Annotated in this window: 26 protein-coding genes; 11 read left to right on the top strand and 15 right to left on the bottom strand. The window is 65.1% G+C overall.

Annotated elements, in window-relative coordinates:
• Window positions 1-176: 176 nt before the first annotated feature.
• From A7X65_RS37290 to A7X65_RS37320, 7 genes are all read right to left on the bottom strand, one after another.
• Window positions 177-1235, bottom strand: coding sequence for a YeiH family protein (locus A7X65_RS37290; RefSeq protein ID WP_063694395.1), 1059 nt, complete (start codon window positions 1233-1235; stop codon window positions 177-179).
• A 111-nt stretch (window positions 1236-1346) separates the two neighbouring features.
• Complete coding sequence (locus A7X65_RS37295; protein ID WP_063694396.1) at window positions 1347-1565, bottom strand: hypothetical protein; 219 nt, start codon at window positions 1563-1565, stop codon at window positions 1347-1349.
• 163 nt (window positions 1566-1728) lie between these two features.
• Entirely contained in the window at window positions 1729-2442 is a 714-nt protein-coding gene (locus A7X65_RS37300; protein ID WP_063694397.1) for an ABC transporter ATP-binding protein, read from the bottom strand.
• A complete protein-coding gene (locus A7X65_RS37305) occupies window positions 2439-3194 on the bottom strand; it encodes an ABC transporter ATP-binding protein (protein ID WP_063694398.1) in 756 nt (251 codons plus the stop codon). Before A7X65_RS37305 ends, A7X65_RS37300 begins: the two co-directional genes overlap by 4 nt.
• Before the next feature lie 2 nt (window positions 3195-3196).
• Window positions 3197-4216, bottom strand: coding sequence for a branched-chain amino acid ABC transporter permease (locus A7X65_RS37310; RefSeq protein ID WP_063694399.1), 1020 nt, complete (start codon window positions 4214-4216; stop codon window positions 3197-3199).
• On the bottom strand, window positions 4213-5115 hold the full coding sequence (locus A7X65_RS37315; protein WP_063694400.1) for a branched-chain amino acid ABC transporter permease: 903 nt from the start codon (window positions 5113-5115) through the stop codon (window positions 4213-4215). Before A7X65_RS37315 ends, A7X65_RS37310 begins: the two co-directional genes overlap by 4 nt.
• Before the next feature lie 83 nt (window positions 5116-5198).
• Window positions 5199-6458, bottom strand: a complete 1260-nt coding sequence (locus A7X65_RS37320) for an ABC transporter substrate-binding protein (RefSeq protein WP_063694401.1) — start codon at window positions 6456-6458, stop codon at window positions 5199-5201.
• Window positions 6459-6630: 172 nt separating this feature from the next.
• Here A7X65_RS37320 and A7X65_RS37325 point away from each other — a divergent pair, with 172 nt between their 5' ends.
• The 4 genes from A7X65_RS37325 to A7X65_RS37340 all read left to right on the top strand — a co-directional run bounded on the left by A7X65_RS37325 (window position 6631) and on the right by A7X65_RS37340 (window position 11490).
• Window positions 6631-8124 (top strand): AMP-binding protein, encoded by a 1494-nt coding sequence (locus tag A7X65_RS37325; RefSeq protein ID WP_063694402.1) that lies wholly within the window; start codon window positions 6631-6633, stop codon window positions 8122-8124.
• Window positions 8121-8762 (top strand): TetR/AcrR family transcriptional regulator, encoded by a 642-nt coding sequence (locus tag A7X65_RS37330; RefSeq protein ID WP_063694403.1) that lies wholly within the window; start codon window positions 8121-8123, stop codon window positions 8760-8762. Before A7X65_RS37325 ends, A7X65_RS37330 begins: the two co-directional genes overlap by 4 nt.
• Window positions 8759-10669: a flavin-containing monooxygenase gene (locus A7X65_RS37335; protein ID WP_063694404.1), complete on the top strand. Its 1911-nt coding sequence runs from the start codon at window positions 8759-8761 to the stop codon at window positions 10667-10669. Before A7X65_RS37330 ends, A7X65_RS37335 begins: the two co-directional genes overlap by 4 nt.
• Window positions 10670-10854: 185 nt before the next feature.
• Window positions 10855-11490 (top strand): 2-hydroxychromene-2-carboxylate isomerase, encoded by a 636-nt coding sequence (locus A7X65_RS37340; protein WP_063694405.1) that lies wholly within the window; start codon window positions 10855-10857, stop codon window positions 11488-11490.
• 3 nt (window positions 11491-11493) lie between these two features.
• Here the strand turns inward: A7X65_RS37340 and ald are convergent, their stop codons facing one another.
• A complete protein-coding gene (gene ald, locus A7X65_RS37345) occupies window positions 11494-12609 on the bottom strand; it encodes an alanine dehydrogenase (protein WP_063694406.1) in 1116 nt (371 codons plus the stop codon).
• Between the two features lie 143 nt (window positions 12610-12752).
• On the opposite strand from ald, the gene A7X65_RS37350 reads away from it, so the two are divergent.
• The 3 genes from A7X65_RS37350 to A7X65_RS37360 all read left to right on the top strand — a co-directional run bounded on the left by A7X65_RS37350 (window position 12753) and on the right by A7X65_RS37360 (window position 16253).
• On the top strand, window positions 12753-13232 hold the full coding sequence (locus tag A7X65_RS37350) for an Lrp/AsnC family transcriptional regulator (protein WP_063694407.1): 480 nt from the start codon (window positions 12753-12755) through the stop codon (window positions 13230-13232).
• A gap of 81 nt (window positions 13233-13313) precedes the next feature.
• Window positions 13314-15671, top strand: coding sequence for an Orn/Lys/Arg family decarboxylase (locus A7X65_RS37355; protein WP_063694408.1), 2358 nt, complete (start codon window positions 13314-13316; stop codon window positions 15669-15671).
• Window positions 15672-15677: 6 nt separating this feature from the next.
• Window positions 15678-16253 (top strand): GNAT family N-acetyltransferase, encoded by a 576-nt coding sequence (locus A7X65_RS37360; protein WP_063694496.1) that lies wholly within the window; start codon window positions 15678-15680, stop codon window positions 16251-16253.
• Between the two features lie 3 nt (window positions 16254-16256).
• Here the strand turns inward: A7X65_RS37360 and A7X65_RS37365 are convergent, their stop codons facing one another.
• Window positions 16257-16469, bottom strand: coding sequence for a hypothetical protein (locus tag A7X65_RS37365; protein WP_063694409.1), 213 nt, complete (start codon window positions 16467-16469; stop codon window positions 16257-16259).
• Window positions 16470-16634: 165 nt separating this feature from the next.
• Here A7X65_RS37365 and A7X65_RS37370 point away from each other — a divergent pair, with 165 nt between their 5' ends.
• On the top strand, window positions 16635-17576 hold the full coding sequence (locus A7X65_RS37370) for an ornithine cyclodeaminase family protein (protein WP_063694497.1): 942 nt from the start codon (window positions 16635-16637) through the stop codon (window positions 17574-17576).
• Between the two features lie 33 nt (window positions 17577-17609).
• Here the strand turns inward: A7X65_RS37370 and A7X65_RS37375 are convergent, their stop codons facing one another.
• Both A7X65_RS37375 and A7X65_RS37380 read right to left on the bottom strand, forming a co-directional pair.
• The gene (locus A7X65_RS37375) at window positions 17610-18035 is read right to left on the bottom strand and encodes a flagellar basal body rod protein FlgC (protein WP_063694410.1); all 426 of its coding nucleotides are present in this window, start codon (window positions 18033-18035) and stop codon (window positions 17610-17612) included.
• 114 nt (window positions 18036-18149) lie between these two features.
• Entirely contained in the window at window positions 18150-19199 is a 1050-nt protein-coding gene (locus A7X65_RS37380; protein ID WP_063694411.1) for a hydroxyacid dehydrogenase, read from the bottom strand.
• A 243-nt stretch (window positions 19200-19442) separates the two neighbouring features.
• Between A7X65_RS37380 and A7X65_RS37385 the strand changes: the two genes are divergently transcribed.
• From A7X65_RS37385 to A7X65_RS37395, 3 genes are all read left to right on the top strand, one after another.
• A complete protein-coding gene (locus A7X65_RS37385; RefSeq protein ID WP_063694412.1) occupies window positions 19443-19994 on the top strand; it encodes a thiamine pyrophosphate-binding protein in 552 nt (183 codons plus the stop codon).
• Between the two features lie 8 nt (window positions 19995-20002).
• Entirely contained in the window at window positions 20003-20599 is a 597-nt protein-coding gene (locus tag A7X65_RS37390; RefSeq protein ID WP_063694413.1) for a thiamine pyrophosphate-dependent enzyme, read from the top strand.
• Window positions 20600-20676: 77 nt separating this feature from the next.
• Entirely contained in the window at window positions 20677-21039 is a 363-nt protein-coding gene (locus A7X65_RS37395; protein WP_063694414.1) for a VanZ family protein, read from the top strand.
• A 70-nt stretch (window positions 21040-21109) separates the two neighbouring features.
• Here A7X65_RS37395 and A7X65_RS37400 read toward each other — a convergent pair whose 3' ends face one another.
• The 4 genes from A7X65_RS37400 to gcl form a co-directional block, all read right to left on the bottom strand.
• Window positions 21110-21493: a DUF1236 domain-containing protein gene (locus A7X65_RS37400; RefSeq protein ID WP_018315876.1), complete on the bottom strand. Its 384-nt coding sequence runs from the start codon at window positions 21491-21493 to the stop codon at window positions 21110-21112.
• 115 nt (window positions 21494-21608) lie between these two features.
• A complete protein-coding gene (locus tag A7X65_RS37405; RefSeq protein ID WP_063694415.1) occupies window positions 21609-22496 on the bottom strand; it encodes a 2-hydroxy-3-oxopropionate reductase in 888 nt (295 codons plus the stop codon).
• Window positions 22497-22508: 12 nt separating this feature from the next.
• Complete coding sequence (hyi, locus tag A7X65_RS37410; RefSeq protein WP_063694416.1) at window positions 22509-23294, bottom strand: hydroxypyruvate isomerase; 786 nt, start codon at window positions 23292-23294, stop codon at window positions 22509-22511.
• Between the two features lie 12 nt (window positions 23295-23306).
• Complete coding sequence (gcl, locus tag A7X65_RS37415; RefSeq protein ID WP_063694417.1) at window positions 23307-25097, bottom strand: glyoxylate carboligase; 1791 nt, start codon at window positions 25095-25097, stop codon at window positions 23307-23309.
• Window positions 25098-25175: the final 78 nt, after the last annotated feature.

Below are 25175 nucleotides of genomic sequence, written 5' to 3' on the forward strand. Positions count from 1 at the left end.
CCACCTTCTCCCGCAAGGGGAGAAGGAAGAGGAGTTCGTGGCGAAGGCGTCTCTCCGATAAACCCGGTCTCGTAGGGTGGGCAAAGCGGAGCGTGCCCACCAAAATTCGTCTACGGAGACAGGTGGTGGGCACGGCGCTTCGCGCCTTTGCCTACCCTACGGCAGTTTTGCTCTGATCACTTGAACCAGTGTACCAGCGCGATGCTGATCCCAAGCAGCAGCATCAGCGACAGCGTCACGGCCGCCGTCACCCTGCCCCCGACATTGGCCAGCACGCGGACGTCGACGCCGAGACCGAGTGCCGCCATCGACACCACCGTGAGGAAGCTCGTGATCTTCGTCACCGGTCCGACCACCGTGCTCGGCACGATCTCGAGGGAACGCAGGGTCGCCAGCGCGAGGAAGCCCAGGATGAACCACGGCACCAAGCGGAAGAAGCCGACACTGGTCTTCTTGGCGTCGCTCTGCCAGCGCGAGGCGGCCAGAGAGAGACCGACGACGACGGGACCCAGCATCAGGACGCGCATCAGCTTCACCAGCGTGCCGATCTGGGTCGAGATGAGCCCCGCCGGCACCGTCGCCGCCAGCACCTGCGGCACCGCGTAAACGGTGAGACCGGCGAGAATGCCGTATTGAGTGGCGGACAGTTGCAGCAGCGGGATCAGCAGCGGCAGACCCAGCACCATCATCACGCCGAGGATGGCGGTGAAGGAGATCGAGGATGCGATCTCGTCGTTGTTGGCACCGATGATCGGCGCCACGGCGGCAATCGCCGAATTGCCGCAGATCGAGTTGCCGCAGGCAATCAGGATGGACAGGCGCGTCGACAGGCCGAGCAGCCGGCTGAGGCCGAAGGAGACGCAGAGCGCGATCACGACGACGGCGGCAATGGAGGCGAGCAGCGCGATGCCCGAAGCCGCGATCGCGGCGAAGCTGATCGAGGCACCCAGCAGCATGACCGCGACTTCCAGCAGCTGCTTGGCGCTGAAGGCGATGCCGGCCTGCCAGCGCGGTGCCGGTTTCCAGAAGCTGCGCAGCGCCATGCCGAGCAGGATCGCCATCACCAGCGCCTCGACATAGGGGTGCTCGAACACGCCCAGTTCCGCCCGCTCGAGCAGGGCCGAGACGCCGGCAACGAGAATGCAAAGGAGGATGCCGGGAATCAGCGCCGCGATGCGGCTGACGGCGGTGGCCGGCTTGGAATCGGCCTGGCTGGATGCTTGATTCTGCGACACAAATTTCTCCCGGAGGAGAAGGATTTATACGCAGCGCGACCCGTTTGGGAAATATGTTTTCGACATATCAGGGCCGAGGGAAGTTCTGTCCTCGGCCGGGAATAATCGGGCTCAGAAGATCAGATTCTTGGCCAGTGAAGCGACGCGGGCAAAGCCGTCATAGATGCCCGGCTCGAAGAAGGCGGCACGCGCCAGCACGATGCCAGCGACCAGCGACCAGAACACCGTGGTGCCGGCCCGCAGCAGGAGCTTCGAGGCACGCGACTTGGGCTGGGCGTCCGTTGCGGACACCAGTTGCTCGCCGAAGGGCTCAAATCCGGTACGTTCCATGGTCGTCAATCCATCAATTTCTGACGGAAATGTCGTCGTTTCGGCCCCAAACAGCAATGGAAGCGATTGGCGTTTTTGCCCCCGGGAGGGGAAACTCCTTCCGTCGGAGGGTCCCGAGGCAACAGTTTTGTTCTTCCGGCCTATTGGGGCACCGGCGGCCGGTCTACAGGGCCAGATAGCGGCGGCGAATGCCGTCGTTGGCCTTCAGTTCGTCGATTCCGGCGGCATAGACGATCTGGCCCTTGTCGATGACCGTGGCATGGCTCGCCAGCCCCAGGCAGAAATGCATGTTCTGCTCGGCGATCAGCACGGTCGAGCCGAGCGAGCGGAGCTGGCGCAGCAGTTCGCCTATCCGCTGCACGATGATCGGCGCGAGGCCTTCGCTCGGCTCGTCCAGCAGCAGCAGCGCGGGGTTTCCCATCAGCGTGCGCGCGATCGCCAGCATCTGCTGCTCGCCGCCGGAGAGACGCCCCGCGATGCGATGGCGCAGCGGCTCCAGCAGCGGGAAGACCTCGTAGATGCGCTTGATCGGCCATTCGTCCTGGCCGTCCGGCCCCTTCTTGCGACCGATGACGAGATTGTCCTCGACCGTGTGCTCCGGAAAGATCTGGCGATCCTCCGGGACGAACCCGAGACCCGCGCGCGCGATAACGTGCGGCTTCCGGCCCGAGATCACCGCACCGCGCAGGCTGACCTTGCCGCGCCGCGGCGGCGCGAGGCCCATGATCGCCTTCATCGTGGTGGACTTGCCGGCACCGTTGCGGCCGAGCAGCGCCATGGTCTCGCCCTGCCGCACCGAGAGGCCGACGCCGAACAGGATCTGGCTCGTGCCGTAATAGACGTCGAGGTCGGCGACTTCGATGACGGGAGCGCTCATGCGGCGGCTCCCGCATGTTCGGTACCTAGATAGGCGTCGATCACCGCGGTGTTGTTGCGGATCTCGTCCGGCGTGCCGGTCGCGAGGATGCGGCCGTAGCAGAGCACGACGATCTTCGGGGCGATCTTGAACACGATGTCCATGTCGTGCTCGATGAAGACGACGGTGATCTTCTGGGTCTCCCAGAGCTCGCGCACCTTGTCGATCATGCGCCAGCGCTCTTCCGGCCCCATGCCGGCGGTCGGCTCGTCCAGCAGTAGCACCTTTGGTTCGAGCACCAGCGCCAGCGCGATGTCGAGCAGCTTCTGGTCGCCATGCGACAGCGTCGCGGCGGTGCGATGACGCTTGCTTGCCAGGCCTAGCAGCTCCATCACATGCTCGGCGCGGTCGCGCGTCTCGGGCAATGGAAACCGCTTGTGCAGCACCGCGGACGAGCGCTGGTCGGCGCTGACTGCGGCCAGCATGGTCTCCTGCACGGTGAGCGACTTGAAGATGCTGGCGACCTGGAAGGCGCGGCCGATGCCGTGGCGCACGATCTCCGGCGGCGAACGGCCGGCAAGATCGACGCCGTCGAGCAGCACCTGCCCGGAATCAGGCTTCAAGGCGCCGGTGATCAGGTTGAAGAACGTACTCTTGCCGGCGCCGTTCGGGCCGATCACCGCGGTGAGCGAGCCGTCGGGAAATTCGAGCGAGACGTCGTTGGTCGCCTTCACGCCGCCAAAGGATTTCGCGAGGTTGCGGATCTCGAGCATGGCTAGCGCCCCTCGCCTGCGTCGCGCCGCTGCGCAAACCATTCGGCGACGAAGTCGAGCAGGCCTTTGCGCAGACCGAGCGCGAAGAACAGGATGACCACGCCGAGCACGATGCCGTGATATTCGGTGAAGCGCGTGACGGTGTCGTTGAGCAGCAGCAAGAGCACCGTGCCGACCATCGGCCCGAGGAAGGTCGAGACGCCGCCGAGCATGTTGATGAAGATGCCCTCGCCCGAGATCGTCCAATAGGCGAACTCCGGATAGGCGCCGGAGACGAACAGCGCCATGACCATGCCGCCCATCGATGCGAACAGTGCCGCCAGCACGAACACCGTGAGTTTTGCACGCCAGACGTCGATGCCGAGGAAGCTCGCGCGCGCGGCATTGTCGCGGATCATGCGCAGCGTGTAGCCGAACGGCGATTGCGCGATCTGGCGCATCGCGAGCAGGCCGAGGACCAGCAGCGCGCAGCTCGCGATATAGAGATGAACGTGATTGGCCAGATTGATGCCGAGGAAGGCGGGCCGTGGAATGCCGCCGCGCAGGCCCTGATCCCCGCCGGTGAAGGAGGCCCAGGACAGGATGGTCGAGTGGATCAGCATCTGGAAGGCGAGCGTGACGAAGGCGAAGTAGATCTCCTTCAGCCGCACGCAGATCGCGCCGATGACGGCCGCGACGGCCGCGGTGATCGCCAGCGTCGCGACGAAGGCGACCGGAATGGGCACGCCGAGCTTCTGCATGATCAGGCCGAAGCTGTAGGCGCCAAGGCCGAAGAACATGCCGTGACCGAACGAGGTCAGGCCGGTGTAGCCCACCAGCAGATTGAGCGAGGTCGCGAACAGGCCGTAGGCCGAACAGCGGATGACGAAGTCGAGCAGCGCCTTGCTGCCGGTGAAGAGCGGCAGGCTCGCCAGCACGGCGAAGGCGATGAGCGCGATCAGCACGTCGCGATAGCGTTGCAGCGCTGCACCGCTGCGCACGGGCGCCAGCCTCTCGGCGCGTCCGGCCTCGAGCTCGGTCATGCCGCCTCCTTGCCGAACAGGCCGGTGGGTTTGGAGACCAGCACGATGACCATGAACAGGTACATCAGACCTTCCGTGAACAGCGGAAAGCCGAGCGAGCCGAACGACCTGATAAGGCCGAGCAGCAACGCGCCGATCAGTGCGCCCAGGATCGAGCCCATGCCGCCGATCACGGTGACGATGAAGGACTCGATCAGCACGGAAAATCCCATGCCTGGAGTCAACGAGCGCACGGGTGCGGCCAGCGCACCGGCAAGGCCCGCCAGCATGCCGCCGAGCGCGAACACGCCGCCATAGATCAAGCCGGTGTTGATGCCGAGCGCGGAGACCATGCCGGGGTTATGGGCCGCGGCGCGGATCACCTTGCCGATGCGTGTGCGCGACAGGCCCGCGCCAAGCACGATGGCCGCGACAAGCGCGACGCCGATCAGCAAGAGATAATACGGCGGCACCACGCCGCCCGCGATGAACAGCGGCATCACCTGGAACGCGGACGGCATGCCCATCGCCTTGAACTCGGGTCCCCAGATGAGGCGCACCACATCGTCGAAGATCAGCACGAAGGCGTAGCAGACCAGCAACTGCATCAGCACGTCCGCACCATAGACGCGACTCATGAAGACGCGCTCGAAGACCAGGCCGAGAACCGCGGTGCCGGCCGCACCCGCCAGCATCGCGAGCGCGAAGCTGCCGGTGAGCTGATAGGCCGTCATCGCGAAATAGGCGCCGAACATGTAGAAGGCGCCGTGGCTGAAATTGACGACCTTGAGCACGCCGAAGATCAGCGTCAGCCCGACCGCGACCAGGAACAGCAGCATGCCGATAATGAGGCCGCTGGTGGTTTGCGTCACCAGGCAGGCGGAGCTGGCAAGACAGCCGGCGAGCGCGTCGAGATCCACGGGAGCACTTTCATGGCAGCGCGCCGGGCATGGCGCGGAAAACAAATGGCGGAGACGGTCGCCCGCCTCCGCCGCGCGTCAGATCAGGTGTAGCCCTTGCTCTTCTTCCACTCGGCTTCGAGCTCGAAGATGGTCTTCCAGTCGCCGGCCTTGACCTCGGGCACATAGGGCTCCTGCGGGATCGTGGTGCCCCATCCGATGGCATAGCCGACCAGCGTGTGGTCGTCGCCGCGCATGGTGACGGTGCCGTCGGCGCCGAACGGGCACTTGATGGTGAGGCCCTTCAGGACCTCCGCGAGCTTCTTGCCGTCGGCGGAGTTCGCCTTCTTCGCGGCCTCGGCCAGGAACATCACCGCGGTCGCGTTCTGCCACGACCAATTGGTCGGATATTCGTTGTACTTGGCCCGGTAGGCATCGCCCCAGGCCGCATTCTCCGGCGTGGTCGGGAAGGTCTTGATGTAGCGGTTGCCGGAGTGGATGCCCTTCGGCAGGTTCTTCACCACGGTGAGCGCGGTGTAGTCGGCCATGTTGACCGCGAACACCTCCATCTGGCTGAACATCGCGTAGATATTGGCCTGGTCGATGTAGGAGGTGAGATCGCCGCCCCACAGGCAGGAGTACAGCGCCTGGGGCTTCGCCTGCAAAATCTTCGTCACCACCTCGGTGTAGTCGGGCTGGAACAGCTTTGGCCAGGACTCGCTGATGACCTCGACATCGGGCGCGAAGCGCTTCAGGTACAGCGTGAACTCGCCGGTCGTGTCGCGGCCATAGGCATAGTCGGGCGAGCAGGTCGCCCATTTCTTCAGGCCCTTGGCCTTGGCGATGGAGGCGGCGTAGCTGCCGCCGACGATGGAATCGTGGATGCCCTGGCGCACGCAACGGAATGCGTTCGGGATGTGCTGCTTGGGATCGGCGGTGAGCGAGGACGCTTCCGAGCAGGTGTGGATGCAGAGCACGCCGAGATCACGCGCGACCTCATGCACGGCAAAGGACCCGGACGACGCCTCGCCGTCGAGCAGCAGCTCGCAGCCGTCGGTGTTGACGAGCTCGCGCGCGACGCGGGCGGCTTCCTGCGGCTGGCCCTTGGAGTCGCGGATCACCATCTCGATCTGCCGGCCGGCAAGGCCGCCGGCGGCGTTGACCTTCTCGACCTCGAGCATCACCGCATTGCGCGAGGACGTGCCGAGTTGCGCGACGCGCCCCGACAAAATCGTGGGCATGCCGATCTTGATGGTCTTGGCTTGGGCACGCGCCACCCAGGGCGCGGCAACACTCATCGCACCGGCGCCCATCAGCGCCAGTGTTGAACGGCGGCTGATGCCCGGCGTGCGGGTCTTCGTCATTTTCCCCTCCCTCTTTCGGGTCGGCGTTTCCAGTCCCTTGCCGGAGATCGTCTCGTCTCCGTGTTCCCAACAATTTCAGAGGCAGGGGGTGACGTCAAGACAAACATGAATTATGATTCATCATTCAGAATGGGAGGAAACGAGGCCGACAACCGGCCCGAAACCAGCGAAAATGATCAACCTGTCGAGCTTCATCACCTTCCACGCGCGGCGCACGCCGCAGCGGTCTGCGCTGAAATATCGCGGCGAGGAGATTTCCTACGCCGTGTTCGACACGCGCATCCGGCAAGCGGCCGGCTGGCTCGCGGCGCAAGGCATCGGCGCGGGCGATGTCGTGGCCGTGCTGATGAAGAACAGCGCGGCGTTCCTCGAGCTGGTGTTTGCCACCAGCCATCTCGGCGCGGTGTTCCTGCCGATCAACTTCCGCCTCTCGCGCGACGAGGTCGGCTACATCGCCGGGAATGCCGGCGCGCGGCTGTTGATCGTCGATGAGGAATTGGCCGCGAATGCCACGGGCGCCAAGACTGTTGTGCTGAACGACGCCGCGCAGCAGAGCATCTCGCACCTCGCAGGCGAGGCGGCCCCCGCCTCCATGCACGTGCGCCAGCCATCAGACCTGATGCGGCTGATGTACACGTCGGGCACGACGGACCGCCCCAAGGGCGTGATGCTCACTTACGATAATTTCTACTGGAAGTCGGCCGACCAGACCATCGCGCTGGGCTTAAGCGCCGAGACGCGGCTTCTCGTCGTCGGCCCGCTCTATCACGTCGGCGCGCTCGACCTGCCCGGCATCGCCGTGCTCTGGCATGGCGGCTTCATGCGTATCGAGCGCAATTTCGAACCTGAGAGCGCGCTTGCGGCGATCGCCGAGGACAGGCTCAACGCCGCCTGGTTCGCACCCGTGATGACCACGGCGATGCTGACCTGTCCGACCCGCGACCGCTACGACGTCTCCAGCCTGAAATGGGCGATCGGCGGCGGCGAGAAGACGCCGGAGCTGCGCATCCGCGCCTTCTCCGAATACTTCCGCAATGCACGCTACATCGACGCCTATGGTCTCACCGAAACGGTCGGCGGCGACACCTTCATGGAAGCCGGCCGCGAGATCGAGAAGATCGGCTCCACGGGGCGCGCGATTGCCCATGTCGAGATCGAGATCCGCGACGAGGACGGCAAAAGGCTGCCGCCCAACGTCAACGGCGAAATCTGCCTGCGCGGCTCCAAGATCACGCGCGGCTATTGGAAGGACCCGGAGAAGACGGCATCGGCCTTCTTCGGCGACTGGTTCCGCTCCGGCGATGTCGGTTATCTCGACGACGAGGGCTTCCTGTACCTGACCGACCGCAGGAAGGACATGATCATCTCCGGCGGCGAGAACATCGCCTCCTCCGAGGTCGAGCGCGTCATCTACGATCTGCCCGAGGTGCGAGAGGTTGCGGTGATTGGGCTGCGCGATGCGCGCTGGGGCGAGCGTCCCGTCGCGATCGTCGTGCTGAGCGAGGGCGCTAGCCTCGCGCTCCCTGCCCTCACCGAGCATTGCCGCGCACGGCTGGCGAGCTTCAAGGTGCCGAAGCAGCTAATCATCCGCGACAGCCTGCCGCGCAATCCGAGCGGAAAAATCCTCAAGCGCGTGCTGCGCGCCGAGCTGGAGACGTCCGAATGACGCAAGCGAACGCCAAGGTGACAAAGCTCAACCGCGTCGAGCGCAACGCCTGGACCAAGCAGAAGATCTTCGATGCCGCAACGAAGGTCGTCGGCAAGCATGGTTACGCCGAAGCCTCCGTCGCCCGCATCACCGAAGAGGCCGGTGTCGCCCAGGGCACCTTCTACAATCATTTCGAGAACCGCCAGGAGCTGCTCGACCAGCTGCTGCCCAAGATCGGCCTCGACATGGTCGAGTTCATCCGCGCCCGCACCGGTACGGCGGATGCCGCGCGGCAGGAGATTTCGCGCTTCTCCGCCTTCTTCGACTTCATCCGCGAGGTGCCGGAATTTTTGCGCATCCTCAACGAGGCCGAGTTCTTCGCGCCGACCGGATACCAGAAGCATCTCGACAACATCTCGGTCGCCTATGTCCGCATTTTGCGGCGCGCGCGAGGGGCCGGCGCGATCACTGACTACAGCGACGAGGAATTCGAGGCCATCGTCCACATGCTGATGGGCGCGCGGGGCTATCTCAGCCGCCGCTACTCCTATTCGGAAAACGGCGTCACCGCGGTGCCCGATCACGTCATCTCAGCCTATCGCAAGCTGATGACGCGCGGCCTTTTCAGCTCAACCGGAGATCAGGACCAGCCATGAACATCGAATCTCCGCACAGGCCGCTCGACCTCGCCTCGACCATCGCCGAGGGCGATATCCGTTGCCTGCTGATGGTGCTGGTGCACATGACCGGGGACGAGAAATGGCTCGAGCCGCCGTATTTGCCCAAGCGCGACATCCGTCTCATTCCGGATCCGGAAGCCGGCGTGCCCCGGGAAATCCAGGCTGAGATCCGCGCCGCCGTGGTCAAGCTGTTTGCGGACGGCACGCCAAAGCCTGTCATCGCCGACCCCGGCGAGGCATTGCTGCTGAGGATGATGCGCGCCTGCCTCGGCGAGAACGTTGCGCCGGAATACGCGCCGCTGATGCGCGAGGAGATGGGCTTTGTGCCGCGCGAGGCGCGCTGGACCAAAAAGCCCTCCGAGGACAAGCTCGCCGGGCAGCAAGTGCTGATCGTCGGCGCCGGCGTCTGCGCCATCGCGCTCGGCGTCGCGCTCGGGCATCTCGGCATCCCCTACACCATCGTCGAGAAGAACGCGGAGCTGGGCGGCACCTGGTGGATCAACCGCTATCCCGGCTGCGGCGTCGACACGCCGAACCACTCCTATTCCTATTCGTTCGGCTCGGGCAATGCATGGACGCGCTATTTCTGCCAGCGCGAGGAGCTGCTCGGCTATCTCCTCAAGGTCGCGGATGAACACGGCATCCGCCAGCATCTGCGCGTCAACACCGAGCTGACGGCATCGCGATGGGACGAGGGCAAGAAGCGCTGGATCTCGACCCTGAAAACGCAGGATGGTGAGGAGACCTTCGAATCCACCGCGCTGGTCTCGGCCATCGGTCAGCTCAACGATCCCTCGCGCGCCCGCTTCAAGGGCGAGGAGAAATTCAAGGGCACGATCCTGCACTCGGCGCTTTGGTCCGACGACGTCAAGTTCGACGGCAAGCATGTCGCCGTGATCGGCACCGGCGCGACGTCGATGCAGTTGGTGCCGTCGATCGCCGGCCGCGTCGCCTCCGTCACGGTCTACCAGCGCAGCGCGCAATGGGCGCGTCCCGTGAAGGGCTACTCCGATCCGATCACCGAGGGCGCGCGCTGGCTGCTCGCACATCTGCCGTTCTATGTGCAATGGTACCGCTTCAACATGTTCTGGCGTTACGGTGACGGCCTGCTGCCGTTCCTGCGCAAGGACCCGGCCTGGCCGCACCCCGAGCGCGCGGTCAACAAGGGCAACGACCGGCATCGCCAGGAGCTGACCGATTTCATCCTGTCCGAATTGCAGGGCCGTCCCGACCTGATCGAGAAATGCGTGCCGACCTACCCGCCCTACGGCAAGCGCATCCTGCTCGACAACAACTGGTTCAAGACGCTCACGCGGGACAATGTCGAGCTCGTCACCGACACGATCGACCGCTTCGACGAAACCGGTATCGTCACTGCCGACGGCAAGCACCGCGCGGCCGACATCATCGTGGTCGCGACCGGCTTCAAGGTCACGGAGATGGCCGCGCGACTCAACATCTCTGGCCGCCGCGGCAAGAATTTGCGCGAGGCCTGGACCAACGACAATCCGACGGCGTTCCTCGGCCTCACCGTGCCCGATTTTCCCAACTTCTTCTGCATGCTCGGCCCGAACTCCGGCCCCGCGCATGGCGGCAGCGTCATCTTCCAGTCGGAATGCCAGAGCCGCTACATCTCGGCCTGTCTCGCCGGCATGATCGAACAGGATATCGCCGCGATCGACGTCCGCGAGGACGTGCTCGACGACTACGTCCGCAAAGTCGATGCCGAGCACGAGGCGATGATCTGGACCCATCCGGGCATGAGCACGTACTACCGCAACTCAAGCGGTCGCGTGTTCTCGGCGATGCCGTGGCGGTTCGTGGACTACTGGCGCATGACGCATGACCCGGATCTGGGGCAGTACAGGCTGACGGTGGCGTGAGGCGTTGATCGCTCGGCAGAACCGGTGCACCCTCTCCCCCTGTGGGAGAGGGTGGCTTCGCGACAGCGAAGCCGGGTGAGGGGTTCTATCCCCACGAACGGTCTTGCGAGCGGATAGAACCCCTCATCCGGCGCTTCGCGCCACCTTCTCCCACAAGGGGAGAAGGAAGAAAAAGGACGCCCGCCATGCCCAAGCCAATCGTCCGCGTCTACACCGACTACAAGAGCCCCTACGCATTCGTCGCCAACGCGCGCCTGTTCAAGCTCGAAGACACTCACGGCGTCGAGCTGGAATGGCTGCCTTACACGCTGCGCATCGCCGAGTTCATGGGGAGGGTCGAGCAGCGCACGCCGCATTTCTGGCGCAAGGTACGCTACGCCTATATGGACGCGCGGCGTTATGCCAATGCGCAAGGGCTCGTCATGAAGGGGCCGCGGCGGATCTACGACGCCTTTTATGCCAGCGCCGGCATGCTGTTCGCGCAAGCGCACGGCTTCTTCCGCCCGTACCACGACACGGTATTCCGCAAATTCTGGAGCCATGAACTCGAGATCGACGATCTCGCCGCCATTGCGGACATCATCGCATCGTGCGGCGGCTCGGCGAGCGAATTCGAAACCTACGTGAACGGCCCTGCCCGTGCCGAACACGACCGTATCATCGACGAGGCCGAGGCACTCGGCGTGTTCGGCGTGCCCACCATGGTGTTCAACGGCGAGCTGTTCTGGGGCGGCGACCGCATCGACATGTTGATCGAACGCATCGAGAAGCCCGAGACGATCGAGGCTGCGCTCGGCAGCCGCCACCGCAAGCCGGCCTGATTGCTAGGCCGCCAGCCCGCTCTCCACCGGAGCGAACTCCAATCCGAGGCTCTCCGCCACCGCCTTGTTGGTGATGCGGCCGCGGTGCACGTTCAGTCCGTTGCGCAAGTGCGGGTTCTCCAGCACCGCGGCGAAACCCTTGCCGGCGAGCATCAAGCCGAACGGCAGCGTCGCGTTGTTCAGCGCCTGGCTCGACGTCACCGGCACCGCGCCCGGCATGTTGGCGACGCAGTAATGCACGACACCGTCGACCTCGTAGGTCGGATCGGTGTGCGTGGTCGGATGCGAGGTCTCGAAGCAGCCGCCCTGGTCGATCGCGACGTCGACCAGCACCGCGCCCGGCCGCATCGATTTGAGCATGGCGCGCGTGACGAGCTTCGGCGCGCTGGCGCCCGGCACCAGCACCGCGCCGATCACGACGTCGGCGGCGAACACCTCCTCCTCTACCGACTCGATGGTGGAGAATCGCGTGCGCACGCGTCCGACAAAGATGTCATCCAGTTCGCGCAGGCGGGGGATTGAACGGTCGATCACGGTGACTTCCGCACCAAGGCCCGCGGCCATGCGCGCGGCTTGCATGCCCACCACGCCGCCGCCAAGCACGACGACCCGCGCCGGCTGCACACCGGGAACACCGCCAAGCAGCAGCCCGCGACCGCCGGCCGACCGCTTGAGCGCGGCGCCGGCGGCCTCGATGGCGAGGCGGCCGGCGACTTCGCTCATCGGCGCGAGCAGGGGGAGGTGACCAGCCGCGTCGGTGACGGTTTCATAAGCGATCGCCGTACAACCGGACGCAAGCAGGCCCTTGGCCTGTTCGGGATCCGGCGCAAGATGAAGGTAAGTAAACAGGATCTGGCCTTCGCGGAGCTGAGCCCATTCGCTCGCCTGCGGCTCCTTCACCTTCACGATCATGTCGGACTTGGCGAAGATGTCGCGCGCACTCGCGGCAACGGAGGCCCCTGCCCGCTGGTACACCTCGTCGGACGCGCCGATGCCGCTGCCGGCGCCGGTCTCGACCGTCACCTGGTGCCCGGCCGCGACATATTCGCGGACGGCGCCCGGGGTGAGCCCGACGCGATATTCCTGTACCTTGATCTCCCTGGGTACACCGACACGCATCTTGCTCTCCCTCGCCAATATGTTGATTCCGCTGTTGATCGTAGCGACGGCGCCGGTTTGGTTTCGTGCAAATATCCGCTAGTTTCGGGGCGCGCGCGCCGGTTTCCGGCGCGGAAACGTCCTTTGACGCTGGAAACGAAACATTGGCCCTCGACCGGAAAGATCTCACCATCCTCGCGGAACTCACGACCAATGCGCGGGCCAGCCACACCGAGCTCGCGAACAAGGTCGGGCTGTCAAGCACGGCGCTGGCGCGGCGGCAGAAGGCGCTCGAGGACGACGGCTACATCCAGGCCTACCAGGCCGCGCTCGACCTGGCACAATTCGGTCTCACCACGACGGTGCTGGTCCGTATCGCGCTGGAGAGCCAGAGCGACGAGGCGCTGAAGGCGTTCGAGGCGGAGGTGGTGAAATGCCCCTCGGTGGTGCGCTGCTTCCTGATGTCGGGGACCGACGACTACATCCTGATCGTGCTCGCCCGCGACATCCAAGACTTCGAACGCATCCACCGCACCGAGCTGTCGCGCCTGCCGCGCGTCGCGCGGGTGCAATCGAGCTTTGCCCTGCGCGAGATCGTCAACCGTGCGGTGCCGACGGTCGTGTTCGGTGAAGTGAAGCGCTAGCACGCCTCAGCCCCGCCCTCCGTCATAGAACTGTCATCGATTGTGCCGAGAGCTGTGTCTCCTGCACATTCGGGACAGACAATGGACTATTTCAAGCGCTTCAACTTCCTGTTCGCCGCCCCCATGTTCGACGCCGACGACCTCGAGGGCGTCCGCTTCAACCAGATCATCGAGGAGATCCAGCGCTCCGGCTTCGAGGTGGTCCGGGCCCGCAAGCTGGAAGACGCCGAGATGGCGGTGCAGACCGACGCCGCGATCGGCTGCATGGTGGTGGACTGGGGCAAGAAAGGCCTCGAAGGCAAGACTTCGGCGCTGATCAATCTGATGCGGCGCCGCGGCCTCGACTTCCCGATCATCCTGCTGATCCGGCGCAAGCGCTTCGAGGACCTTCCGGTCGAGGTGCTCGATTTCATCGACGGCTACGTCTTCCTGTCCGAGGAGACGCCGCCCTTCATCGCCAAGAACCTGATCAGCCGTCTCAAGCAATATGCAGAGACGCTGAAGACGCCGTTCTTCGGCGCGCTGGTCGACTATGCCGAGGAAGGCAACCAGCTCTGGACCTGCCCCGGTCACAATGGCGGGGTGTTCTACAACCGCAGCCCGATCGGCCGGGTCTTCGTCGAGCATCTCGGCGAGTCCGTGTTCCGCGACGACCTCGACAATTCCGTGCTCGACCTCGGCGACCTCCTCACCCATGAAGGGCCGGCGCTGAAGGCGCAGAAGGAAGCGGCGGCGATCTTCGGCGCGGAAAAGACCTATTTCGTGCTCAACGGCACCTCGACCTCCAACAAGGTCGCGCTCGGCGCCCTCGTCACCGACGGCGATCTCGTGCTGTTCGACCGCAACAACCACAAGGCCGCCCATCACGGCGCGCTGATGATCAATGGTGGCATCCCGGTCTATGTCCCGACCGTCCGCAATGCCTGGGGCCTGATCGGCCCGATGCGCTGGGACATGCTCGACGAGAAGACCCTGCGCGAGGCGATCCGCAACCATCCGCTGGTGACGGATCGCGACGCCTGGCGCAAGGAGCGGCCGTTCCGCGTCGCCGTGGTCGAGCAGTGCACCTATGACGGCACGATCCATAACGCCGAGATGATCCTGAAGCGCATCGGCCATCTCTGCGAATACATCCTGTTCGACGAGGCCTGGGCCGGCTTCATGAAATTCCACCCGCTGTATGCCGGCCGCTTCGCCATGGGCCTGAACAACCTTCCACCGGAAGCGCCGGGCATCATCGCGACGCAGTCGACCCACAAGCAGCTCGCGAGCTTTTCGCAGGCCTCGCAGATCCACATCAAGGATCGCCACATCCGGGGGCAGAAGCGCCGCGTCGAGCACCGCCGCTTCAACGAAAGCTTCATGCAGCACGCCTCGACCTCGCCGTTCTACCCGCTGTTCGCCTCGCTCGACGTCGGCGCACAGATGATGAAGGGCCGCTCCGGCGAGGTGCTGTGGGACGATACGATCCGCCTCGGCATCGAGCTGCGCAAGAAGGTCCGCGCGATGCGCCGGGAGTTCGAGGAGAAGGAGCAGAATCCGGATCGCCGCTGGTTCTTCGAGCCCTTCGTTCCCGACCGCGTCGCCATCCCCGACGTCGGCCGCCCCGGCGCCGTCCACAACGTCGCCTGGGAGACGCTCTCCACCGACGAGCTCGCGACCAATCCCGCGCTGTGGCAGCTCTCGCCGGACACCAACTGGCACGGCTTTCCCGATCTGGCGGAAGGCTTTGCCATCACCGATCCGAACAAGCTGACGCTGCTCACGCCGGGCTTCGATCGCGCCACCGGCGCCTATGCCGATCACGGCATCCCTGCGCCTGTCGTCGCGCAATATCTGCGCGAGAACCGCATCGTTCCCGAGAAGAACGACCTCAACTCCCTGCTTTTCCTGCTCACCCCGGGCGTCGAGGCGAGCAAGGCCGGCACGCTGATCTCCGGCCTCGTCGCGTTCAAGCGGCTGCATGACGACAATGCGCTGCTGGCCGACGCGATCCCGGAATTCTACCAGCGGCGGCAAACGCGCTATGCCGGCGTGCGCCTGCGCGACCTCTGCGGCGACATGCACCGCTTCTTCCGCGCCGCCGACGTCAGTGCGCTGCAGGCCCGGCAGTTCATGCCGGAACACATGCCCGAGATCGCGATGTCGCCGCGCGATGCCGCCCGCTATTTGTTCAAGAACGACGTCGACTACCTGCCGATCGAGGCGATCGCCGGCCGCATCGCCACCACGCCCTTCGTGGTCTACCCGCCCGGCATCGCCACCATCGTGCCCGGCGAGCGGCTGACCGAACGGGCAAAGCCGATGATCGATTACCTCAAGATGTTCGAGACCTGCTTCAACACCTTCCCGGGCTTCGACGTCGAAATCCAGGGCGTCTACAAGGAGATCGATGCCCAGGGACGCATCGGGCTCTATACCTACGTCGTTGCCGAGTAGGTGCCGATGAACGAAACAGCTGCGCGCGCGAGTGACGAACCCGTCCTGGTCAGGCCGTCACGCGAGGGCGATGTCGAGGCAATGCTGGCGATCTACCGCCATCACGTCCGCACCGGTGTGCCGCGCGACGTCGAGGGAACCGGTGCGCCGGAGCCGGACGACCTGCGCGACCGCCGCAAGAACCTGAAGCAGACCCGCCTGCCGCATCTGGTCGCGACCTATCGCGGCGAGGTCATCGGCTATGCCTATGCCGTGCTGTTCCGCAAGCGCCCGGCCTATCGCTACACGGCCAAGCATTCGATCTACGTCCACCACGCCCATCTCGGCCGCGGAGTCGGACGGCTGTTGCTCGGGACAATGATCGATGCCTGCGCTGCGGCAGGGTTCCGCCAGATGATCGGTTATATCGACGCCGACAACACGCCCTCGCTGGCGCTGCACGAAAGGTTCGGCTTCACGCGCGCGGGACTGCTCAGCGGCGTCGCCTATCGCCACGGCCGCTGGTCCGACACCGTGATGGTGCAGCGCTCGCTCGGGGCCGGCACGACAGCGCCCCCGCCCGTCACCGCACCCGGACGCTAGATCTTACGAAGGAAAGTCAGCCGGCCTGACCTGGATACGGTCGGCATGCAGCGACCAATGATGCAACGCCTGGTCCTTGCAGAATCTTGCTTTCGCCCGTTCCTTGGCCTCGTCCTCGTCGGCTGCATCGATCTCGAGCGTGCCCTGGCACACCTCGATCTCGCGGCCGTACTGGCCGAGCACATCCTTCATGAACTTGACCACAAAAGTTGACATGGGACCTCCCTGCTGCCCCGGCGGCACTCTAATCCCATTTAGGCCGGACGGGGGAAGGAGATTTTGACGCGGATCAAGGACAGCTCGAATCAACGCCGAAGATTCATTGCGGAACCTACCGCGCAGGTTTATGGGCAAATGCCGGTCGCCCATGAGGATTCCGTCTTGCACTTTGCCTCCGATACCGAAGTCACGAAGGTTCTGACCTTCCCGATCCTCATTGCGGCCCTGGAAGACGCGCATCGCCGGCCGAAGATGGAAGTGCTCGACGCCTTCCTTGGAGACGAGAAGGGGCAATACGTCATTCGCAGTGCCGTCGACCCCGGCCGGTACATGGCGAGCAAGATGTTCACCAGCTTTCCGGCCAATCTGGCGCACGGCAAGATGCCGGCGGTGCAGGCCGTGTGCGTGCTGTTCGACGGCACCAACGGGCGGCCGCTGGCGGCGATGGACGGCACCGAGATCACGCACTGGCGCACCGCCGCCGATTCCGCGCTGGGCACGAAACTGCTCGCCCCGCCCAATCCCGAGACGCTGCTGTGCGTCGGCGCCGGTGAGATGTCGGAGTGGCTGATCCGGGGCCACCGCACCGTGCGGCCGTCCCTGCAACGGGTGCTGATCTGGAACCGCAGCCCGGACCGGGCGGATCATCTCGCCAGGCGACTGGCCACGGACGGCATCAAGGCGGAGACCGTCACGGACCTCGACGCGGCGACGCGGGAGGCCGACGTCATCACCACCTGCACCCGCGCGCATCAGCCGTTGATCAAGGGCCGCAATCTGCGGCCGGGCACGCATCTGGATCTCGTCGGCGGCTACACGCCGCAAACCCGCGAGGCTGATGACGATGCAGCAAAGGTGTCGCGTGTGTTCGTCGACATGCGGGAATCTGCCTTCCACGGCGTCGGCGACATCCTGCAGCCGATCGCAAGCGGCGCGATCAGCGAGAAGGACGTCCTCGGCGATCACTACGATCTCGCGAGTGGCCGCGTGCGAGGACGCACGTCACCGTCCGACATCACCTTCTTCAAGAACGCGGGCGGCGGCCATCTCGACCTCATGACGTGCGAGGCCGTGTTCAGGCAGATCGGCACAAAGCTGGGGTAGGCGCCCGCCCCCGAGACGGGCCGTCATCAGCGATCACGCCTTGATGTCGAGGAGCGTATCCGTCGTTTCGGCGTAGGCCTGAATGACCTTCGCATTCGCAATGAAGCTGTACTTCGCGGTCGCCAGCTCGACGAATTCGCTGGCGATATCGACATTCGGTGCGGCGACCAGACCGTCCTGGTTTGCGAAGGGCGCGCTCGGGTCGGATTGCGCAGTATAGCTCGGCGACACCGCGGATACGGTCGCGGCCGTGCCGCCGGGCGTCGAAACCTGATCGACCCGCAGCGGCACATAGGCCGCGGGAAACGTCGGAGCAATGCCTGGACTGGCCGGTGTGCTCGATCCGCCCGACGCAGGCAGCGGACCGGTGGTCTGAACGTTGGCGATGTTGCTCGCGGCCACGCTCACGCGCAAGCTCGCCGCAGAAAGTCCCGATGTCGCAATCGAAAGGATGCTCATGCCCCTGGTCTACAGGACAAGTCATACGCGTTCCCTCACGCCATCATTAAAATCCGCGGCTTTCCGTTTTCATCCTCGTAACCAGCGATCGGAGCGCAATTAGACTTCGCGCGCCTACCCCGGCGTCACGCCAAAGGCCTGCTTGAAGCGCTCGGCATAATGTGGCCAGACCTCGGGATTGATGATGCGCGGCGGGCGCTTGCCATCGAGCGTATCCAGCACCTGCTCGGCGGCGATGCGGCCCATGTTCTGGCGCGCCTCGATCGTGACGCCGGCGGTGTGCGGGCTCGCCAGCACGTTGTCGAACTGAAGCAGCGGATGCTCCGGCGGCGGCGGCTCCTTGGACCAGACGTCGAGGCCGGCACCGGCAATGCGCTTGTCGCGCAGCGCCTGCAGCAACGCGTCCTCGTCGTGGATGAACCCGCGCGCCGTGGTGATGAAATAGGCATGCGGCTGCATCAGCGCGAATTCGCGCGTGCTGATCATGTTGCGGCTCTTCTTGTCGAGCGGACAGGAGATCGACACGAAATCGGCGCGGCGCAGCAGCTCGTCGAGTTCGACCTTCTCGCCGCCCCGCTCGGCCATCACATCGGCCGACAAATACGGGTCATAGGCCAGCACCTTCATGCCGAACAGACCCTTGCACAGCGCGGCGATGCGGCGGCCGACATTGCCGAGCCCGATGATGCCGACGGTCTTGTGCTCGATCTCGTTGCCGACGAGCTCGTTGCGATTGACGTTGGCCTCCCTGCGGAGCTTGCGATCGGACTGGATGATGCGCTTGGACAGCGTCAGCATCATCGCCAGCGCGTGCTCGGCGACCGAATGGGCGTTGCCGCCGGACTGGTTGACGACCAGCACGCCCGCCGCCGTGCAGGCCTCGACGTCGACAGGATCAAAGCCGGCGCCGTTGCTGGAGACCAGCAGCAGGTTCGGCGTGCGCTTCAGGAGGGCGGCATCGACATGGAAATGCGGTGCCAGCTCGTCGCGGGCCGCGCCGATCTGGTAGACATGGGCCGCGCTCAGGATCGGTGCGTAAAAATCCTCGGGGCTCTCGTTCTCGATGCGATCGAGCCGGACGTCGGGCCGCGCCTTCAGGATGTCGACATAGATCGGATTGGCCAGATATTTGACGTAGAAGACGCGCTTGCTGTTGACCGACATCAGGACCCTTCCGGCTATCTCGCGGAGACCCGCAAGGCCAGCGCAACCCGCGCCCCGTCCATGCGTCCCTCCCGTTTTCTCGTTGCCGCACCTATGCCATGGCGGCGCCGGCCATGGCAGGCCGTCTGGCGCAGATCACGGTGCCGGCCCGGACATGTTGACAATCCCGTCCGCTCCGTCAAGTTCGGCAGACCGCCGCGACGGCCAGAACCAAGAAGCATGCGCGGCTGAAGGGAGAACGCAATGGCGATTGCGGAACAGCAGACACAGGCGACCAGCGACAGAAGCTGGCACAGCATCGTCCTGCAGACCCTGAAGCGGAACGAGATCAGCCTGATCCCTTACGTCCCCGACCGCGTGCTGACGCCGCTGATCAAGAATTTGCACGCCGATCCCTTCTTCACGACCTTCGCCACCGCCCGCGAGGAAGAGGCCGTCGGCATCGTCTCCGGCGCCTGGATGGGCGGACGGCGCGGCGCAGTGCTGATGCAGACCTCGGGTTTTGCCACGCTCGCCAACGTGCTCGCCTCGCTCGCGGTGCCCTACCAGATCCCGCTGATCATGTTCGTGTCCGAGCGCGGCACGCTCGGCGAGTTCAACTACGGCCAGTCGCTGGTCTGCCGCACCATGCGCCCTGTGCTGGATTCGCTGGCACTCGAGCACCACACCATCACCCGCGTCGACGAGCTCGAATTCATCGCCGACCGCTCGATCAAGCAGGCCGTCACCACGCAGGCGCCGGTGGCGCTGATCCTCAACCCGCTGCTCACGGGCGGCAAGGTTTCCGACAAGTGAGCGCCGCCATGACCACGCGCAATACCAAGGTGATGAACCGGTTCGACGTGACCTCGCGGCTGATCGCAAAGCTGAAGCACGAGGAAGCCGTGATCGGCGGCATCGGCAACACCAATTTCGACCTCTGGGCCGCCGGCCACCGCCCGCAGAATTTCTACATGCTGGGCAGCATGGGTCTCGCCTTCCCGATCGCGCTCGGCGTGGCGCTGGCGCAGCCGGACCGCCGCGTCTTCGCGCTCGAAGGCGACGGCTCGCTTCTGATGCAGCTTGGCGCGCTCTCGACGATCGCGATGTTGAAGCCGAAGAACCTGATCATGATCGTGATGGACAACGGCGTCTACCAGATCACCGGCGCGCAGCCGACACCGGCGGCAAGCGTCGCCGACATCGTCGGCATCGCCGCCGCCTCGGGGCTCGTCAGGAGTTCCTGGGCCGCGGACGAGGAGGATTTCGAACGCCTGGTCGACGAGGCCATGTCGGCCGCCGAGCCGAGCCTGATCGCGGTCCGCATCGACGACAAACCGGGCGTCGGAACCACCCGCAGGGATCCGGTTCAGATCCGGGAACGCTTCATGCACGGCCTCGGCGTGCGCGAGCCACTTTAACGTTTCGTCATTAACTACACGGCGATCTGATCCGCATCCCACGGCAGCCGGCGGCAAATCCGTGCTAACCGCACCGGATGTCCATTTTTGTTCGCGCTTTTGCCTGGCTGCTTGCCGCCGCCGTGACCTTTGCAACGCTGGGACCGCCGGGCCTGCGGCCCCATTCCGACCTCGGCCAGGACGGCGAGCACGCGCTGGCGTTCATCCTGGTCGGGCTGGCCTTCGGCCTCGCCTACAAGCAGCGCCGTCTGGCCATGTCGGCCGTCGCGGTGGTCCTGATCGGTCTGCTCGAACTGATGCAGTTCTGGGCGCCCGGCCGCCATGCGCGGCTGGAGGACTTCCTTGTCGATGCCGGCACCGCCTGCATCGGCTTCGCGCTCGCGGCCGCCGCCGACTGGGTCATGACCCGCTTTCGGACAGGCTCGGCCCTGACAGGCTGAGACCCCCAAAGATAAAGGCCCCGCGGAGCGACGCTCCGCAGGGCCCATTTCTTCAAGGCCTGCTCTCAGATCAGTCGATGATCTTGACGACGCGGCGCGTGCGCGGCTCGACGATCACGCGGCGATCGTTCACCACGGCATAGCGATACTCGGTGTAGTTCGGCACCGGCCGCAAGACCACAGTCGGGGGCAGCGGCTCGCCGACGACGACGCGCTCCTCGACGACGACAGAATCACTGCGCGGGATTCCGCCCAGCACCGCATTCGGAATTTCGAGGCCTGCGCCAACCGCCGCACCGACGGTGCCGCCGACCATCGCGCCGATGGGGCCGCCAATGTCGCCACCCGCACGCGCGCCGTCCCTGGCACCCTGTTCGGTCGTCGACTGGGCAAAGGCTGCGCTCGACGCCAGCAGCGATGCGGCAGCCAACGTAATCGCAAGACGGGTTTTCATGTCCTGATGTCTCCAGTGATTGTCCTGCGCCTTCAACCGCGGGGCCCGAGCATTGTTCCGGTTCCCCCGTGGCGAAAGACGCAGCAAACACCGAAGACTGTTACCGCGTAACAGTTCAGCTGGCCGCGATCTCGTGTCCTGCCATCAATTCCAGCGCCCGCACCATCGCGGAATGATCCCAGGCTTTGCCGCCATGCGCGGAGCAGGACGAGAACAATTGCTGCGCCACCGCCGTGCTTGGCAGCGACAGGCCGAGCGCGCGCGCGCCTTCGAGCGCGAGGTTGAGATCCTTCTGGTGCAGCTCGATGCGGAAGCCCGGATCGAAATTGCGCTTCACCATGCGCTCGCCGTGCACCTCGAGAATCCGCGACGAGGCGAAACCGCCCATCAGCGCCTTGCGCACCAGCGCCGGGTTTGCGCCGGCCTTGGAGGCGAACAGCAGCGCCTCGCTCACCGCCTCGATCGTCAGAGCGACGATGATCTGGTTGGCGACCTTCGTGGTCTGTCCGTCGCCATTGGCACCGACATGGGTGACGTTCTTGCCCATCTTGTCGAACACCGGCTTCATGGTCCCGAAGGCGCGCTCGGGCCCGCCGACCATGATGGTGAGGCTCGCGGCTTTCGCCCCCACCTCCCCGCCCGAGACGGGCGCGTCGAGATAGTCCGCGCCGAGCGCCTCGATCTTCTTGGCAAACTCCTTCGTCGCCAGCGGCGAGATCGAGCTCATGTCGACGACGATCTTGCCCTTGGAGATGCCGCTCGCAACGCCGTCCTTGCCGAACAGCACCGCCTCCACATGCGGCGTATCGGGCACCATGATGATGACGGCGTCCGCCTCCTCGGCGACCTGCTTGGCCGATTTGCAGGCGATGCCGCCCGCGGAGATCAGATCAGGCGGGACCGGCGCGACGTCATGCAGGAGCACGCGATGGCCCGCGGCAAGAAGATGGCCGGCCATCGGCCGTCCCATGGTGCCAAGTCCGATGAAGCCGATGTCGATCATGTCCGGATGTCCTCACGTCTCGAAAGTTTGCGCCGCGTGCCAGGACAGGCCTTCCAGCGTCGTGGTGCGCGGCTTGTATTCGCAGCCGATCCAGCCGCGATAGCCGATCGCGTCGAGATGGCGGAACAGGAAGGGATAATTGATCTCGCCGGTGCCGGGCTCGTGGCGGCCGGGATTGTCGGCGAGCTGGATGTGGGCGATCTGAGGCAGGTATTCCTGCATGGTGCGGGCGAGATCGCCCTCCATGATCTGCATGTGGTAGATGTCGTACTGGACGAACAGGTTGGTCGACCGCACCTCGGAGATGAGCTGGATCGCCTGCTCGGTGCCGTTGAGGAAGAAGCCGGGAATATCGAGCGTGTTGATCGGCTCGACCAGCAGCTTGATGTTCTCCCGCGCCAGCGTCGAGGCCGCGAAGCGCAGGTTGCCGACCAGCGTCTCCTGGAGCTCGCGCGGATCGGCATCAGCGGGCGCGATGCCGACGAGGCAGTTGAGCTGGTCGCAATCGAGCGCCTTGGCATAGTCGATGGCCCGGAACACGCCGTCGCGGAATTCGGCGGTGCGGGCGGGCAGGATCGCGATGCCGCGCTCGCCGCCGGCCCAGTTGCCGGCGGGGAGATTGTGCAGCACCTGCGTCAGGCCGTGGGCCTCGAGCTGCTCGCGGAGCTGCGCCTTGTCGAAATCATAGGGAAAGAGATATTCGACCCCGGAGAAGCCCGCCGCCTTCGCCGCGGCGAAGCGGTCGACGAACGGCATCTCGTTGAAGAGCATGGTGAGGTTGGCGGCAAATTTCGGCATGATGCTTCTTCCCTATTCCGCCGGCTGCAGCACGCCGGGCTTCTTGGTCCCGACCTCGTCCAGCGGCAGATCCAGCACCTCCTCGAACTCGACGATGTTGTCGATCTCGGTACCCATCGCGATGTTGGTGACGCGTTCGAGGATGAACTCGACCACCACGGGCACGCGGTGCTTCGCCATCAATTCGCGTGCGGTCGCGAACGCGGCCTGCGTGTCCTTGGGATCGGTGACGCGGATCGCCTTGCAGCCAAGGCCTTCGGCCACCGTGACATGGTCGACGCCGTAGACGCCGATCTCGGGCGCGTTGATGTTCTCGAAGGAGAGCTGGACGTGATAGTCCATGTCGAAGCCGCGCTGGGCCTGGCGGATCAGGCCGAGATAGGAATTGTTCACGACGACGTGGATGTAGGGCAGATTGAACTGCGCCCCGACCGCGAGCTCCTCGATCAGGAACTGGAAGTCGTAGTCGCCGGAGAGCGCGACGATCTCGCGATCCGGACACGCGGCACGCACGCCGAGCGCGGCGGGCAGCGTCCAGCCGAGCGGCCCGGCCTGCCCCGCATTGATCCAGTTGCGCGGCTTGTAGACGCCGAGGAACTGCGCGCCGGCGATCTGCGACAGGCCGATCACGGTGACATAAGTTGTGTCGCGGCCGAACGCCTTGTTCATCTCCTCATAGACGCGCTGCGGCTTGATCGGCACGTTGTCGAAATGGCTCTTGCGCAGCATCGTCTTCTTGCGATCGCGGCAAGCCGCAGGCCACGCCTGGCGCTCGCGGAGCTTGCCTGACCGCCGCCACTCCCTGGCGACGGCAACGAAGAGCTCGAGCGCCGCCTTGGCGTCCGAGACGATGCCGAGATCGGGATTGAACACGCGCCCGATCTGGGTCGGCTCGATGTCCACGTGAACGAATTTGCGGCCCTTGGTGTAGGTCTCGACCGAACCGGTGTGGCGGTTGGCCCAGCGATTGCCGATGCCGAGCACGAAGTCGGATTCCAGCAGCGTGGCATTGCCGTAGCGGTGGCTCGTCTGGAGACCGACCATGCCCGCCATCAGCACGTGATCGTCGGGGATCGCGCCCCAGCCCATCAGCGTCGGCACGACAGGCACGTTGGCGATCTCGGCGAACTCGACCAGCAGGTCCGAGGCATCGGCGTTGATGATGCCGCCACCCGCCACGATCAGCGGCCGCTCGGCGGCGTTGAGCATCTCCAGCGCCTTCTCGACCTGCTTGCGGGTCGCGGTCGGCTTGTAGACCGGAAGCGGCTCGTAGGTCTCGTCGTCGAACTCGATCTCGGCGAGCTGCACATCGAGCGGCATGTCGATCAGCACCGGCCCGGGCCTGCCCGAGCGCATCACGTGAAACGCCTGGCTGAACACGCGCGGCACCAGCGCCGGCTCGCGCACCGTCACCGCCCACTTCGTCACGGGCTTGGCGATCGACTCGATATCGACGGCCTGGAAGTCTTCCTTGTAGAGCCGCGCCCGCGGCGCCTGCCCGGTGATGCAGAGGATCGGAATGGAATCGGCGATCGCCGAATAGAGCCCGGTGATCATGTCGGTGCCGGCCGGCCCCGAGGTGCCGATGCAGACGCCGATATTGCCGGCCTTCGCCCGCGTATAGCCCTCGGCCATGTGCGAGGCGCCCTCGACATGGCGCGCCAGGATGTGGCGGATCGATCCGCGCTTCTTCAGCGCCGAGTAAAGCGGATTGATCGCCGCCCCGGGAACTCCGAAGGCGGTGGAGATGCCTTCCTTCTCCAGGATGCGCACGGCTGCATCGATAGCTCGCATCTTCGCCATATCGGACCTCGCTTGGTTTAAGTCAGCGAGCGAGATCATCAGGCGGACAGGACGCGATCTCAACGAGATCGGTTTTAT

It is taken from the genome of Bradyrhizobium stylosanthis (assembly GCF_001641335.1).
GTDB classification, from domain to species: domain Bacteria; phylum Pseudomonadota; class Alphaproteobacteria; order Rhizobiales; family Xanthobacteraceae; genus Bradyrhizobium; species Bradyrhizobium stylosanthis.

Bases quoted from the DNA above. Each gene is read 5' to 3' on its own strand.
- A7X65_RS37320 (WP_063694401.1), bottom strand. From the start codon at position 6,458: ATGACGAAGACCCGCACGCCGGGCATCAGCCGCCGTTCAACACTGGCG.
- A7X65_RS37325 (WP_063694402.1), top strand. From the start codon at position 6,631: ATGATCAACCTGTCGAGCTTCATCACCTTCCACGCGCGGCGCACGCCG.
- A7X65_RS37355 (WP_063694408.1), top strand. From the start codon at position 13,314: ATGGACTATTTCAAGCGCTTCAACTTCCTGTTCGCCGCCCCCATGTTC.
- A7X65_RS37330 (WP_063694403.1), top strand. From the start codon at position 8,121: ATGACGCAAGCGAACGCCAAGGTGACAAAGCTCAACCGCGTCGAGCGC.
- A7X65_RS37300 (WP_063694397.1), bottom strand. From the start codon at position 2,442: ATGAGCGCTCCCGTCATCGAAGTCGCCGACCTCGACGTCTATTACGGC.
- A7X65_RS37365 (WP_063694409.1), bottom strand. From the start codon at position 16,469: ATGTCAACTTTTGTGGTCAAGTTCATGAAGGATGTGCTCGGCCAGTAC.
- A7X65_RS37375 (WP_063694410.1), bottom strand. From the start codon at position 18,035: ATGAGCATCCTTTCGATTGCGACATCGGGACTTTCTGCGGCGAGCTTG.
- gcl (WP_063694417.1), bottom strand. From the start codon at position 25,097: ATGGCGAAGATGCGAGCTATCGATGCAGCCGTGCGCATCCTGGAGAAG.
- A7X65_RS37380 (WP_063694411.1), bottom strand. From the start codon at position 19,199: ATGTCGGTCAACAGCAAGCGCGTCTTCTACGTCAAATATCTGGCCAAT.
- A7X65_RS37390 (WP_063694413.1), top strand. From the start codon at position 20,003: ATGACCACGCGCAATACCAAGGTGATGAACCGGTTCGACGTGACCTCG.
- A7X65_RS37295 (WP_063694396.1), bottom strand. From the start codon at position 1,565: ATGGAACGTACCGGATTTGAGCCCTTCGGCGAGCAACTGGTGTCCGCA.
- A7X65_RS37405 (WP_063694415.1), bottom strand. From the start codon at position 22,496: ATGATCGACATCGGCTTCATCGGACTTGGCACCATGGGACGGCCGATG.
- A7X65_RS37385 (WP_063694412.1), top strand. From the start codon at position 19,443: ATGGCGATTGCGGAACAGCAGACACAGGCGACCAGCGACAGAAGCTGG.
- A7X65_RS37310 (WP_063694399.1), bottom strand. From the start codon at position 4,216: ATGACCGAGCTCGAGGCCGGACGCGCCGAGAGGCTGGCGCCCGTGCGC.
- A7X65_RS37395 (WP_063694414.1), top strand. From the start codon at position 20,677: ATGTCCATTTTTGTTCGCGCTTTTGCCTGGCTGCTTGCCGCCGCCGTG.
- hyi (WP_063694416.1), bottom strand. From the start codon at position 23,294: ATGCCGAAATTTGCCGCCAACCTCACCATGCTCTTCAACGAGATGCCG.
- A7X65_RS37335 (WP_063694404.1), top strand. From the start codon at position 8,759: ATGAACATCGAATCTCCGCACAGGCCGCTCGACCTCGCCTCGACCATC.
- A7X65_RS37400 (WP_018315876.1), bottom strand. From the start codon at position 21,493: ATGAAAACCCGTCTTGCGATTACGTTGGCTGCCGCATCGCTGCTGGCG.
- A7X65_RS37340 (WP_063694405.1), top strand. From the start codon at position 10,855: ATGCCCAAGCCAATCGTCCGCGTCTACACCGACTACAAGAGCCCCTAC.
- A7X65_RS37360 (WP_063694496.1), top strand. From the start codon at position 15,678: ATGAACGAAACAGCTGCGCGCGCGAGTGACGAACCCGTCCTGGTCAGG.
- ald (WP_063694406.1), bottom strand. From the start codon at position 12,609: ATGCGTGTCGGTGTACCCAGGGAGATCAAGGTACAGGAATATCGCGTC.
- A7X65_RS37305 (WP_063694398.1), bottom strand. From the start codon at position 3,194: ATGCTCGAGATCCGCAACCTCGCGAAATCCTTTGGCGGCGTGAAGGCG.